Origin of the sequence: Streptomyces sp. NBC_00224 (assembly GCF_041435195.1) — a bacterium.
Taxonomy (GTDB): Bacteria; Actinomycetota; Actinomycetes; order Streptomycetales; family Streptomycetaceae; genus Streptomyces.
Genome location: NZ_CP108106.1, coordinates 8,881,644 through 8,894,331 on the forward strand (window position 1 = coordinate 8,881,644; position 12,688 = coordinate 8,894,331).

A 12,688-nucleotide genomic window follows, 5' to 3' on the forward strand; every position below is an offset into this window, starting at 1 on the left:
CTCGTTGTCTGTCCGCCGCCCCAGCTCGAGCCTTCTAGGCCAACGCAACCGATATGTCGCCATGTGATGTTAGGACCTCAGTACCTCCGCATCGGCTCAACCCGTTCGCCGTTACTCAGGCACCTACGAGCGTTACGCTGTGCCGTCGGCCAACGAGGTGGGGGCAACGATGGAGCGACCGTTGGTGAGCTTGCTAATCAGCTCGCGCAATCGCCCACGGCTCCTGTACGACGCAGTTCGATCGGTGCTTGATGGCTCGACCCTGCCGGACGAGATCGTCGTGGTCGATCAAAGCGACGCACCGAACGAGGCCCTGAAAAGCTTGCAGACGCCGGACACAGTCGTGTTCCGCTACATCACGTCGGACACGAGAGGAATCAGCAGGAGCCGCAACCTGGCTTTCGGATACGCCTCCCATCCGGTCATCGTCGTCATCGACGACGACTGCCTCGTGGCGAAGGACTGGCTGGAGGTGATCGTGCGAGCACTACTCCAGGCCGGCCCCAGAGCGGTGGTGACGGGCCGAGTCCTCGCCGGAGCGGCGGAGGAGCAGGGTGCTTTCGCGCCCTCGCTGCATACCGATGACCAAGCGGCCGAGTTCACCGGCCGGATCACCATCGATCCGCTGGCAACCTTCAACTTCGCCTTGTACGCGGAGACTTTCACCGAGATCGGGCCCTTCGACTCCCGGATCGGCCCCGGCACCCGGTTCCCGTCCTCGGAGGACAACGACTACGGCTATCGCCTGTTGCTGGCGGGGTACTCCATCGTGTTTGAGCCGGCGGCGCTCGTCCACCACCGTGCCTGGCGGACCGAGCGGAACTACCTGGCTGTCCGCTTCGCCTACGGCCGGGGCCAAGGCGGCTATTACGGTAAGTACCTCGCCCGCGGGGACTGGTTCATGCTGCGGAAACTCGTCCATGCGCTCAAGCGCCGGGCCAGTCGCATGCGCCAGGGTGGTCGCCTCGGCGTTCTCGGCGAACTCGCCTGGATCGCCGGCTGGAGCGTCGGCACGGCGGACTGGCTGCTACGGCCCTCTCGTCTGGACGAACGCCACTCGCGCTCAGCGGACGGATCCCGGGGGTGGTAGGCGATCCGGAGGCATTGCGCGGACGCACCGTCCTTATCACCGGGCACTCCGGCTTCATCGGATCGTGGCTTTGCTCCCTGTTGGTCGCGTGCGGGGCCGATGTGGTCGGCTACTCCCTGTCCGAGGACCCCGCCAGCGCCACGCGCGCCCAGTGGCTCACGCTTCTAGGAGTGACCGATGTCCGGGGTGATGTCCGCGACCTCGCCTCGGTCGTCGCGGCGGCCCGCGTCTTCGAGCCCGACGTTGTGGTCCACTTGGCTGCTCAGCCCCTTCTCGGCCGCGGGTTCACGGAACCGCACCTGACATTCGACGTGAACCTCAACGGATCGCTGTCCGTCCTTGAGACCGTCCGCCTGGGCGCCGTTCGGGCCCTGGTGCATGTCACCTCCGACAAGTGCTATGCGCCCGCTGGTGCGGGCGCGCCGCCCCTCACCGAGGGGTCACGGCTCGGCGGAGCAGGGCCGTATCCGGCGTCGAAGTGGATGGCTGAGGCACTGTTCAACGAGTTTCGCGCGCTGGTCCCGGCAGATTCGTCGATCGCGTCGGTGCGGCTGGGGAACGTTATCGGCGGCGGCGACGAAGCGGACCGGCTCGTGCCGAACGCGCTGCGGGCGTTTCGTTCGGGGACGGCATTCCGCCTACGCGACCCGGCGGCTGAACGACCTTTCCAGCATGTGCTCGACGTCGTGTGGGGGCTGGCCACGCTTGCGTCCCGTCTTCTCTTCCGCCAAATCGACAGTGGCCGCGCGCTGAACTTCGCTCCCCCGAGCATGGCGAGCTCGGCGGGTGAACTCGTTGCCGAACTGGCCCGCGAGTGGGGTCCCGGCGCTCTCGTGAGTGACGGCCGAGACGAGGTCGATTTCCCTGAAGAGCCGGTTCTGAGGCTTGACGGAGGGCGTGCCGCGAGATCGCTGCGCTGGGAGCACCGTCTCGACCTCACCAATGCTGCCTCCTGGACCGTGGCCTGGGCGAGGATGACCGACAGCGAGGTCCCTCCGTCCGACGCTACCGCCTGTCAGGTAGTCGACTTCCTCGCGGCGAGCACACGGGCAGGGTCGAGGGAACATGATGGTGACTCCGTCGGTGCTGGCGAGCGGTGAGGCGTAGAGGGATGCCCGCACGGCTCGCGCCGCGAGGCGGGCTGTTTTGCACAGTGCTATTTGGGTGAGTTGATGATGCTGGCTCACCGTGCGGCGGTCGGCAGTCCGGCGTCAGGACTCGTCAGGGGCTGGGCGACCGGGATAGGAGGGGCGTTCCTGGCGTCTGCGCACTCGAGGTGGTCTTCACCGGGCCGCATCGAGGATCAGCGGGAGGAGCCGGTCGGTCACCGACTGCCTGTCCCGTTCGGTCAGCAGCGCGTGGTTCAGCAGCATCGCCGCCCTGGCGGCGGTGAGGAGGGCTAGTTGCCGGGAGTCGCGTACGGGCCAGGGACGGACGCTGCGGTAACCAGCCCCGTATGCCTCAACCAGGGCGGTGTAGTCCGTTCGTTCACGGCCGTAGAACAGGGTGATCGCGACATCGAGCACCGGGGGACCCACCATCACGTCCTCGAAGTCGAGCAGTCTCAGCTCGCCTGGGCCGGTGGACAGCACGTTCCACATTTCGATGTTGCCGTGGAGGAACATGCGGTCGGGAGCACGGGTGAGTCGGCCCAGCTCGGCATCGGCCTCCCCGACCACGGATTCGACCACTCTCGCGTGCCGAGCCGGGACGAACTCGGCGTAGCGGGGATCCGTGATCACGAGCTGCGTGCCCGCGTAGTACATGGTTCGGTCCCACACCAGCGGCTTGAGGCCCGGGGCGGACTGCCAGCTGGCCGCGAATTCGTGGAGTTGTGCGGTCATCCGGCCAAGCTCGCAGTAGTTGAGCTGGGTCAGGTCGGCGGCGAGCGGTCGCCCGTCCGCCCAGAAGAACAGGCTGCACTCGACGGGCGTCCCGTCGCGGTTCGCGACGGTGCGGGTGTTCCGGTCGAACTCCTCGGCGTAGGGCTCCAGAACCCGCACCTCGGTGCCTCGTCGGACAGCGCTCAGCCAAGCCAACTCGGTCCTGCTGTCGACGCTCGGCCCCCTCCGCAGGCGGAGCGCGAGCGCGGGGCCTGCGGCCGACACCAGCCGGGCCGTCACATTTGAATGCCTGACCAACTCTGCGACGGTGTAGCCATCCAGATTGAATGCGGCGATGGCTGCACGGGCAAGGGAGTTCGCGTGCGCCGCCTCGGAAGCGTCGAGCGCCCTGATGCCAATGCGCTGAGGCGGAACGTAGATGTCGCGTGCTGCCATCTCGCGTCCTCCTCCGTAGCACCCGGGACCGGAAGGTCTCCTCCGCGCCGTTTACGAGAAGCTCCGCCAACCCTACGCGGCGGCTGTGTGATCGGTCTTGATGTTCGGTCAGTTCAAGGACTCCCGCCCGCGAATCTGATCAGTGGTTAACATGGCTGTCTCCGGTCCTGCGGTGTCTGGGACGACCGGGATGGGGGCCAGGGGGCAGCGCTTGTGAGTTTCGCGGCGAAATACATCAATGCGTGGCTGCGTGTGGCGGAGACTGTCGACGTCACGGCGGTCGAGCGGGCCGTGGAGGTGCTGGCCGAGGCCAGGGAGCGCGACGCGACAGTATGGACGGTGGGCAACGGCGGTTGTGGCGCTCTTGCCTCGCATCTGGCGATCGGACTGACGTTGAACACACGGCGCTCGGGGGGCAGGCCGTTCCGGGCGGTGTGCCTGAGCGCGGACGCCGCCGCGCTCAGCGCAGCCGTCAACGATTTCGGCTCCCGTGAGGCCCTCAGGGCGTTGCTTGAATGCAACGGGCGTGCTGGCGACGTCCTGTGCGCGTTCACGGTGTCCGGTGAGAGCGCTAACGTCAACCAGGCGATCGCCGCAGCCGGGGCAGCCGGTATGCCGGTCGTTGCCCTCGTGGGGACTCCGGGGAGCACCGCCGCCCGGCTGGCGGACCATCCGGTCCTGCTCGGATCGGCTGAACCCGGCATCGCGGAAGACGTGGCCTCGGCTGTTATGCACGCCATGTACTGCTCCTTCATGTACGAGGGATCGTCGAGCCTGCCCGAGGGGTTCATCAGTGCCCACTGAGCGGGGCGTCCTGGTCGTGACTGGCGGCAGCCGCGGCATCGGCGCGGAGACCGTCCGTCGCGCGGTGGCGAGCGGCTGGGACGTCTGCTTCAGCTACGTCGAGGCGGAGGACCGAGCCGACGCCCTAGTGGTCGAAGTGCGCGAGTCCGGTGGGCGGGCGGTCGCCGTGCGGGCGGACATCGCGCAGGAGCCCGACGTCCTGGCGCTCTTCCGCGCGGCGGACGTTCTCGGTCCCGTTCGCGGCCTGGTCGCGAATGCGGCCGTTGTCGCCCCGCCGTCGCGGCTGCGGGATTTTACTGCGGAGCGGGTTCGGCGCGTTCTGGACGTGAACGTGCTCGGCACTATTCTGTGTTGCCGTGAGGCCGTACGCAGGATGTCTACAGCGGACGGTCACGCCGGGGGCTCCATCGTGCTGGTTTCCTCAGCGGCCAGCCGCATCGGTTCTGCCGGCGAGTACGTCGACTACGCGGCCAGCAAAGGCGCCGTGGACAGTCTCGTGACTGGCCTCTCCCGCGAGGTCGCGGCCGAGGGGATTCGGGTGAACGCGGTCCGGCCGGGCACGACATTGACGGAGATCCATGAGCGCAACGGGCAGTCGGCACGAGTCCGCGCTATGGAGCCACTGATCCCGCTGCGCCGCGCCGCAGCGCCGTACGAGGTCGCGGAGGCGGTGCTGTGGCTGCTCAGCGACGCCGCCTCGTACTGCGTCGGCTCGGTTCTGGACGTGGCTGGCGGACGCTGAGCGCCTGCCCAGCAGTCACCCTGCCGGGCAGGACCGAGGCAGCAGCATCCCTTTGATCACAGCTCCTTCGGCCTGGAGTCCAAAGCCGGTCGCCCAGTCGTCCAGAGTTCCCTCCCAGCCGACAATCCGCTCGACCACCTCGCCGGCGCCGTCCGCCAGCAGCGCCAGCACCCGCTCCCACACGGTCCATGTATGCGAAAAGCTCCCGCGAAGGGTGAGTTGCTTGGCCACGAGCGAATCGAGCGAGTATGCATAGGGTTGCGGCCCCCACCCCACCTTCGTCACCTGGCCCAAGGGCCGTGCCAGTTCCAGAGCGGTACGGAGCGCCTCGCTGGCCCCGGCAGCATCGATGACAGCGTCGGCTCCGGCCCGACCGCGGCGCTCCAGGGCAGCGCGCGCCTCCTCGACGGACGCGGCGAACCGTATCGGCCCCATCGCCTGCATCGTCGGGGCTCTCCAGGCGTCTCCAGGCAGCCCCACCACGACCACGGGGCCGGCCCCACCGAGGGTGGCGAGCCACGCGCTGAGCAGCCCGATAGTGCCAGCCCCGACGACGGCAACGGCATCACCGGGACGGATCTCCGTGCGGACACAGGTCGCCTGATAGGCCACGCATACCGGCTCGGTCAGAGCCCCCTGCTTGAAGGAGACATTGTCCGGAAGCCGGTGCAGGCACCGCTCGGGAACGACCACCCGTTCGGCCATGCCTCCGTCCGCCCGTGCGCCGAAACCGCGACGGTTCGGATCGAGGTTGTACACACCGGTCCGGGCCCATTCGGACGCGGCGTCTATCTCGGCGGCCGTCTCGGAGACGACGCGGTCGCCCACCGCGAACGAAGTCACTCCGGCCCCTGCCTCGACGACCACTCCGGAGAACTCGTGGCCGAGGGTGACCGGGTAGGTCATGTCCCAGGAGACGTCGCCCTGCTGGATGTGGATCTCGCTCCCGCAGATGCCGACCGCTTCCACCCGCACGATGACGTGCCCGGGTCGGCAGGCCACCTCCTCGACATCCAGCAGAGCCACCCGGTCGGGCCCGGGCGCTGTGGCGACCACGGCCTTCACAGGTCGTCTCCCCTCATGTCGGTGAATTCGGCGGCGACGGCGAGTACGGCGCCGGCGGCGCGTGCGAGGTCCTCCGCGGAGTGCTCCGTCGAGACGTACCAGAGCCCCCGCGCCGGAACGAACACGCCCTTGTCGAGCAGACGGGCTGCGAACCTGCCGTAGGCCTGCGCGTCGGACAGGAGGCGGTCGCCGTGCTCGCGCACCGGTTGCTCCGCGACAAAGCCGAAGCCGGCGCCGACCGTGTGGTTGAACTGGACAGGTAGTCCATGCTCGGAGTTGGCTCGCTCGAACGCTCCGGCGATCACCTTCATCGCGGACTCCAGCCTCGGGTAGACCTCTTCACGGTGCTCGCGCAGGTGATTGATGCCAGCGAATCCAGCCGCGGCGGCGAGCGGGCTGCCGTTGAAGTTGCCCATGTGCGCAACGGTACCTGTAGCGACCACCGACATGACGTCTCGGGACCCGCACACGGCACTGATCGGGAACCCGGAGCCGAGGGCCTTGCCCAGGACCGTCAGGTCCGGTACGACCCCGAGGAGTTCCTGCGCCCCGCCCAGCGCCACTCGAAAACCGGTAATTACCTCATCGAAGATCAGCAGAGCGCCGGCCTCCCGGGTCAGCTGCCGAACCTCTTCCAGGTATCCGGGCTCGGGCGCGAAACAGCCGCCGTTGATGTTAAGGGGCTCCATGATGACGGCGGCCACGTCGTCGGCCAGCGCGGCGGCGAGTGCCCTGGTGTCGTTCCACGGGCAGATCGTCACCTGCTGCGCGGCAAGGGGATCCTGTCCGGCGGTTCCCGGGCCGTCCCCTTGCAGTCCCGGAATGGCGATATGCATGGAGTCGAGCCATCCGTGGTAGTGACCGCGGAACTTGACGACTCTGCTCCGCCCCGTCGCCGCCCGGGCGACGCGCAGCGCCGCCTGGACCGCCTCCGTGCCTGTGTTGCTGAAGATCACGAGTTCTGCCGACGGCACGACCTCGCAGAGGAGTTCAGCAAACGGCGCCTCGTGCTGGTTTCCCGCGCCGAACCCGATACCGCGGTTCAGCTGGCTTCGTACCGCGTCTTTGACCACGTCCGGGGACTGGCCGAGGAGCATAGGGCCGAAGGAGAGCGTGAAGTCCACGTATTCGTTTCCGTCGACGTCCCAGATGCGGCTGCCCGCGCCCCGGCTGGCGGTGATGGGCACAGGGGCCTGTGTCGCCTTCATGGCCGACGAAACGCCCCGGGCCAGTGAACGCCTGGTCCGGGCGTAGGAGGCGTGAGAAGTGGCGTAACGGTCCACGGGCACTCCGTTTCGGCGGCTGCCGGCGGTACCGGTCATGGCCCGCTCGGCTCACCAAGTGTCAAGGACGTGTTCGAGGAACCGTTCGAGGTGCCCGTCCAGCCGCGCGCTCACCCTGACCGGCCGCCCCAGGTCCTCCAGGAGGATCAGCTCGGCTTCATCGCCCACTCGCTTCTTGTCCTGCGCCATGCCGCTCACGATCTGGGAGGCGCTGACCTCCCGGAGTTCGCTCCCGTCCACCAGGCCGCGGATGATCAGGCCGATTCGTGCGCGGACCTCCGGGGCCAGGATGCCGAGCTTCTCGGCGTAGGCGTTCGCGCACTCCATGCCGTAGGCCACCGCGATCCCGTGGGGAATGTGGCCCTTCGATGCGTATTCGATCCCGTGGCCGAAAGTGTGCCCGAAGTTAAGGTTCCTGCGGAGTCCGGTGTCGAATTCATCGGTTTCGACGAAGTCCTTCTTGACCGTCATGGCCCGCCTGGCCAGGGCGGACATGTCCGCTGTGCTGAGCCGCTCCCAACCCCCGGACAGTTCCGCCTCGAAGGCCGCCCATACCGTGTCGCCTCCTAGAGCGGCGTAGTGGAGCATCTCGCCAATGCCGGACTGGACATCGCGCGGCGCCAGAGTGCCCAGGAACGCGTCGTCGACAATGACCTCGGCCGGCGGGTGGAAGGTGCCGAGCTGATTCTTGTAACCCCGGTGATTGATCGACGACTTGCTGCCGATACAGCTGTCGCCCTGGGCCAGGAGAGTGGTCGGCACGAACACCCAACGGGCGCCGCGGTGGACGATGGAGGCTGCGAACGCGGCGGCGTCCTGAACCGTTCCACCGCCGATCACGTAAAGCGTGCCGCCGCGGTCGAAGCCGGAATCGAGAAGCCACGTCACGACCAGCAGGGCGCCTTCGAGTGACTTGAGGTCTTCCTCGGCCACGACCGGCAGCGTGGGGGCGGTAGACGCGAGTGTTCCAACTTCCGGGTGTCCTGCCAGCACGGTGGCGTCGACTACGAGCCGGTCCGATGCGGACAGCCCCGTCGGAAGGGCACGCTTCAGCGAGATCCATCGAACTTCATACGCACCGCGATACGACCAGACAGTGAATGCCTGCCCCTGGTCCACCAAAGCCCAACTCCTCCCCGGCGCCTGAGTAGACGCAGCGTATAGCTGCGAATGTCGGCAGGAAAGGGTGCCTCGGGCGGCAGCCATCGGCCGCAACCCTCTCATCCTGATACCGTCACAGGCCAGGCGGCAACACGCAGCAACTGTCCGCAGAAACGGTGAACACCGCGGTGCCGGACCCTGCGGGCACCGGTTGCGGCCAGCGCCTCGTGCAGCCACGCGGTCGGGTCCCCGCCAGGCCGCAGCTGCGAAGCCCAGCGCGGTGAGCTTGGCGGCCGTGTACTGGTGGCCCTGCTCCTGGCGGCGGATCTTCTGTGCCGTCCGGCCGGAAGCGCGCCGGTTTCCGGAATCCTGAACGTTGGTAAGCCGAAACCTGCGTGCCTGTTGATGGCTCGGCGGTCCCACGTGCGGGTTCCGGCTTAGCTGACGGGACATGGTGAGCGAACCCCGGTTCTGCCAGGAGGAATGGGAAGACCACGGCTGATCTGAAATACACATCCCGCCTGGGACTTCGACTTCGACGACGGCGACGAACTTACCCGGCGACTGCCATGACTGGCCGCTCTGTACGATCACCGAATGCAGGGAAGTGATCCGCCTGTCCTGTGCCGAGATCAGCAGGTGGTGTCCTGTCCGGATAGTTGAGGGAGCTGACGGGTGTCCGCTTTTGGCTTCTACGCTCACGTCGCCGTTTGCGGTGAGGTCCTGGGAGTTGGCCTCGGTGCCGACCCGGAAGCCTGGGAGGCCGCCCTGGGGGCGAGATGCCTTGATGTTCCCGGTGGTGGCCTACTGCGGCGGGACTACGGGCTCGTGGAAATTAACTTTTCGCCGGACCAGCCAGGGTGGCAAGGGCAGATGTCGTGCTTCGGCTTCGGCGTGAAGATCCAACGGCTGCTGTACGACCAGTCCCCGAACACCGTGCCGTCCCCGCTCTCGCGGGAGTACGGGGAATTCGCACCCAGAGTCCCCTTCAAGGAACTGCAGGCCGCCATCCTGGCCCTGGGCCACACGATCGAACTCGACAAGCACAACACGTCGAGTGACATGGACTGCTACCGCGTATCCGGGTCCGCCGCCCGCATCCACGTGGTCGCCGACCCTGACCCGTACGGGTCAGGCGACCCAGATCCAGACGGACACCAGAGGGGCGACGTCTGGTCCATCGACGTGTGGTGACCGGCCGGCACCCTCTCGGTAGCGTCCGCGATATCCCTTCGCTACGAGGAGTGCCGGGCAACGATCACCTGCGCGGCGGGCAATGATTTGAAGAGCGCGTGCCACCCGGCTGATCAGCCACACTCAAGCCCCCCGTGCCGCATCCAACTGGCTAGCCCGCAGGCCAGTGTGGGTTAGGCATGCCGTCATCGCGCATGTGCGCCCGCTGCCAGATCCCGTTCCAGTTGAACGGGGTCTCCGGGACGAACCGGTGCCGCTGCCCGCACGGACATGGCGCCAGCACCCACGCGCACCCCCGGCACAGTTCCACCCAGCCGTGCCCGGTCGAGTTCGACATCAGCGGTCTCTCGTCGCCGCATGCTGGGCAGCCGGGGAGATCGGCGCCGTCCAGAATCGCGTTCTGTCGCCGGACGTACTCGGGCAGCCGCAGCGACGGATGGCGAAACGGGTCTTCGTACCAGGCGCGGTTCGGGGCCTCCCACCAGCTCCGCAGCCACCACGGTCGCGGGGTCACTACAGCCCGGCGCCCGGCCCGCTTCTCCGCCCGGCGTTGCGCTGCGTACTTCTCCGCCCGCGCGAGCCACAGCACCCGCGCCTCATACAGTTCCTCCACCGCACGCACCAGCGCGTCCGGGTCCGCCTCCAGCCGCCGAGGGATCGCGGCGCTGAGCGTGAGGTGGTGGTAGGTCGCCCGGAAGCCGTACGGAGCAAAGAGGGTGATGCAGGTCCGCAGCGCACTGTGCCGGCGGCGGAGGGGAAGGCAGGCGTCGTGCACGCGCGCTCGGTGGGTCAGGAAACTGGTCATTGTGGGGGCGCCAGGTCCAGTGCCCGTGCCAGGGCGGCAGTGACGGCGGCAGCGTGTGCCGGCAGGTGTTGTTCAGCCCAGGTTCCGGCAAGGCTGAGGAAGTCCTGCAAATCCTGCTGGGCGCCCGAGACGAGCCTGCGTACCTGGTCTACTGACAGTTCGATCACTGGGCTGCCGTCCGTCCCGTGGGCGTCGAGTGTCGGCCGGACGATGTCGCCAACGCGTTCGGCCACCGAGGACGGATCGTGACCGAAGGAGGAGCAGCCGGTGCCGTCGAGCACCTCCAGCCAATCCCGCCAGGTCTCCAGGCCGTTGCAGCAGCCCGGCTCGACGAAGACGGTGGCGTTGTCGGTCACCCGGAACCCTCCGGCGGCGAACAGATCAGGCATGGTGAGCAGTCCGTGCAGGAATGTGCCGAGCGGGTCGGTCGGGCACGGCCCGTGCTCCTCCTCCGGCTCGAAGTCATTGCAGTCGGCGATTCGCATGACGGCCGTGCCGACCTCCGCCGGAGTCAGCTTCCCGTCCAGTACGAGGTAGCCGTAGAAGTCGCGCTCACCAACCGGCCAAAGCGCGAAGTCGTCGGCAGTAAGGATCTCCAGAACGGGTTGCATCACGATCACATGGGGATGATGCCGGATCCGCTGCTACACCCGCCACGGGCTTTAGCGGTATCGGGCTCAGGGTGGGCCCGCTACCTGGGTAGTTTCGCGGTGCGCTTCCGGCAGGCGGTGCTGACATAGCGCATGGCGGTCTGCATCGGTGATGCTGAACAGGCGCATCAGCCGGAGCGAGTCCGCGCATTCGGCCCTTAGCTTCGCTTTTATCCCTGCGCCGTGGGCCTGCATGGTTGGTTGGGTGATGTGTGGGACATGGAACGGCCATCGCGGGACTCTCCAGGTAGGTGAAGACCAGGGGAGGACGCGATGGCCGTCGCTGTCAGTGTGCTCGGGCCCGGGATGTCCCGCCAGGGGCAAGCCAACCTGATGCGCTTTCGTAGGAGTTGGTATGCCTGTCTGGTCCGGCGCGCGGATGCGTTGTTTGAGCTGACGGACGCTCTACTGGCGGCCGGGCCGGTCGTCTCGCTGCCGTATCTGTCGCTGGACGGGCTGCACCGACGTGGTCACGGCAGCACCTACGCCGCCTTGGCCCAGGGCCGAGTGGATCCCGAAGCGGCACGTGAGTTGCTGGCCGACTCGCTGCCTGGTGTGTCGTGTCCGGTGTTCGCGGTGGATGTGAGTGTGTGGGTCCGCAGTGATGCCGAGTGCTCGCCCGGCCGCGGTTACTACTACCACCCCTCCAGGCACTCGGCGGGCCAGCCGATCGTGGCAGGCTGGGCCTATTCCTGGCTGGCCGGCCTGGAGCTGAGCACGAACTCGTGGAGCGCTCCGGTCGATGCCCGGCGCCTGCTCCCGGGCGAGAACCCCAGCACCATCGCCGCCCGCCAGATCCGCGGCCTGCTGCAACGGCGTCCCGAACTGGGCGCTCGGAGCCCGCTGTTCGTCTTCGATGGCGGGTACGACTCCGTCCGCCTCGCGCTCGACCTCACCGGCAGTCCGGCTCAGATCCTGGTCCGGGTCCGCTCCGACCGGTGCTTCTACGCCGACCCGCCACCCCGCAGGACGACGGTCGCGGGGCGGCCGCGGCGCCACGGCGCGAAGTTCACCTGTGCCGATCCCGCCACCTGGCCGACCCCGGACTCCGTCCACTCATGTGCGGACGAGCAGTACGGCGTGGTCACCGTGCAGCTCTGGCACCGCCTGCACGCCAAGACCCAGCAGCATGACGGGCATGGCAGCCGTGGCCCTCGCCCTGTCGTCCCGGGCACCGTGGTCCGCCTCAGCGTCGACCGGCTGCCCGGCCGGGCCAGGGCACCGAAGACGTTGTGGCTGTGGTGGGCGGGACCCTCCGGCCAGGTTCCCGATCCGGATTTGCTCTGGCGGGCCTATACCCGCCGCTTCGACATCGAGCACACCTTCCGCTTCGCCCGCCAGACACTGAACTGGACCCTGCCCCGCCCGCGCACCCCGGAACAGGCCGACCGATGGACCTGGATCGTGCTCGTCGCCTACACCCAACTCCGCCTCGCCCGCCCCCTGGTCACCGACCACCGCCTGCCCTGGGAGAAACCACTGCCATCAAATCGGCTCACACCTGGCCGGGTCCGTCGACGATTTCGTCATGTTCAGGCAGCAGTGGGAACACTGACCAACCCACCACAACCCTGCGGACGTTCCACCGGCCGACCACCAGGCAGCCGACGAGGCCCCGCACCCCGCCATCCAGCAGTCAAAACAACCGCATGACCTACGATCCACCACTCTCAGG

The 12,688-nt window shown here is 67.7% G+C and carries 12 protein-coding genes; 6 read left to right on the forward strand and 6 right to left on the reverse strand.

The features are described 5' to 3' along the window. The first annotated feature begins 184 nt into the window (after positions 1-184). Positions 185-1,090 carry a glycosyltransferase family 2 protein gene (locus tag OG965_RS39755; RefSeq protein ID WP_371647818.1) on the forward strand — a complete coding sequence of 302 codons (906 nt, stop codon included), beginning with the start codon at positions 185-187 and terminating at the stop codon, positions 1,088-1,090. Beyond that, a complete protein-coding gene (locus OG965_RS39760) occupies positions 1,084-2,190 on the forward strand; it encodes an NAD-dependent epimerase/dehydratase family protein (protein ID WP_371647816.1) in 1,107 nt (368 codons plus the stop codon). The genes OG965_RS39755 and OG965_RS39760 overlap by 7 nt, the downstream gene beginning before the upstream one ends. A gap of 183 nt (positions 2,191-2,373) precedes the next feature. On the opposite strand, the gene OG965_RS39765 is transcribed toward OG965_RS39760, so the two are convergent. Beyond that, positions 2,374-3,369 carry a phosphotransferase enzyme family protein gene (locus OG965_RS39765; protein ID WP_371647814.1) on the reverse strand — a complete coding sequence of 332 codons (996 nt, stop codon included), beginning with the start codon at positions 3,367-3,369 and terminating at the stop codon, positions 2,374-2,376. Positions 3,370-3,582: 213 nt separating this feature from the next. Here OG965_RS39765 and OG965_RS39770 point away from each other — a divergent pair, with 213 nt between their 5' ends. Together OG965_RS39770 and OG965_RS39775 are read left to right on the forward strand one after the other, a co-directional pair. Next, entirely contained in the window at positions 3,583-4,173 is a 591-nt protein-coding gene (locus OG965_RS39770; RefSeq protein WP_371647812.1) for an SIS domain-containing protein, read from the forward strand. Then, entirely contained in the window at positions 4,163-4,915 is a 753-nt protein-coding gene (locus tag OG965_RS39775) for an SDR family oxidoreductase (RefSeq protein ID WP_371647810.1), read from the forward strand. The genes OG965_RS39770 and OG965_RS39775 overlap by 11 nt, the downstream gene beginning before the upstream one ends. 15 nt (positions 4,916-4,930) lie before the next feature. Here OG965_RS39775 and OG965_RS39780 read toward each other — a convergent pair whose 3' ends face one another. The 3 genes from OG965_RS39780 to OG965_RS39790 are packed head-to-tail and all read right to left on the reverse strand — an operon-like array spanning position 4,931 to position 8,382. Further along, complete coding sequence (locus OG965_RS39780) at positions 4,931-5,980, reverse strand: alcohol dehydrogenase catalytic domain-containing protein (RefSeq protein WP_371647808.1); 1,050 nt, start codon at positions 5,978-5,980, stop codon at positions 4,931-4,933. Next, the gene (locus OG965_RS39785; protein ID WP_371656800.1) at positions 5,977-7,302 is read right to left on the reverse strand and encodes an aspartate aminotransferase family protein; all 1,326 of its coding nucleotides are present in this window, start codon (positions 7,300-7,302) and stop codon (positions 5,977-5,979) included. The genes OG965_RS39780 and OG965_RS39785 overlap by 4 nt, the downstream gene beginning before the upstream one ends. 12 nt (positions 7,303-7,314) lie before the next feature. Continuing rightward, entirely contained in the window at positions 7,315-8,382 is a 1,068-nt protein-coding gene (locus OG965_RS39790; RefSeq protein WP_371647806.1) for a hypothetical protein, read from the reverse strand. Positions 8,383-9,237: 855 nt separating this feature from the next. On the opposite strand from OG965_RS39790, the gene OG965_RS39795 reads away from it, so the two are divergent. Then, complete coding sequence (locus tag OG965_RS39795; RefSeq protein ID WP_371647804.1) at positions 9,238-9,558, forward strand: hypothetical protein; 321 nt, start codon at positions 9,238-9,240, stop codon at positions 9,556-9,558. Between the two features lie 151 nt (positions 9,559-9,709). Here the strand turns inward: OG965_RS39795 and OG965_RS39800 are convergent, their stop codons facing one another. After that, positions 9,710-10,333 (reverse strand): hypothetical protein, encoded by a 624-nt coding sequence (locus OG965_RS39800; protein ID WP_371647802.1) that lies wholly within the window; start codon positions 10,331-10,333, stop codon positions 9,710-9,712. 26 nt (positions 10,334-10,359) lie between these two features. After that, positions 10,360-10,974, reverse strand: a complete 615-nt coding sequence (locus OG965_RS39805; RefSeq protein WP_371656802.1) for a hypothetical protein — start codon at positions 10,972-10,974, stop codon at positions 10,360-10,362. A 312-nt stretch (positions 10,975-11,286) separates the two neighbouring features. Between OG965_RS39805 and OG965_RS39810 the strand changes: the two genes are divergently transcribed. Beyond that, positions 11,287-12,666, forward strand: coding sequence for an NF041680 family putative transposase (locus OG965_RS39810; RefSeq protein WP_371647800.1), 1,380 nt, complete (start codon positions 11,287-11,289; stop codon positions 12,664-12,666). Positions 12,667-12,688: the final 22 nt, after the last annotated feature.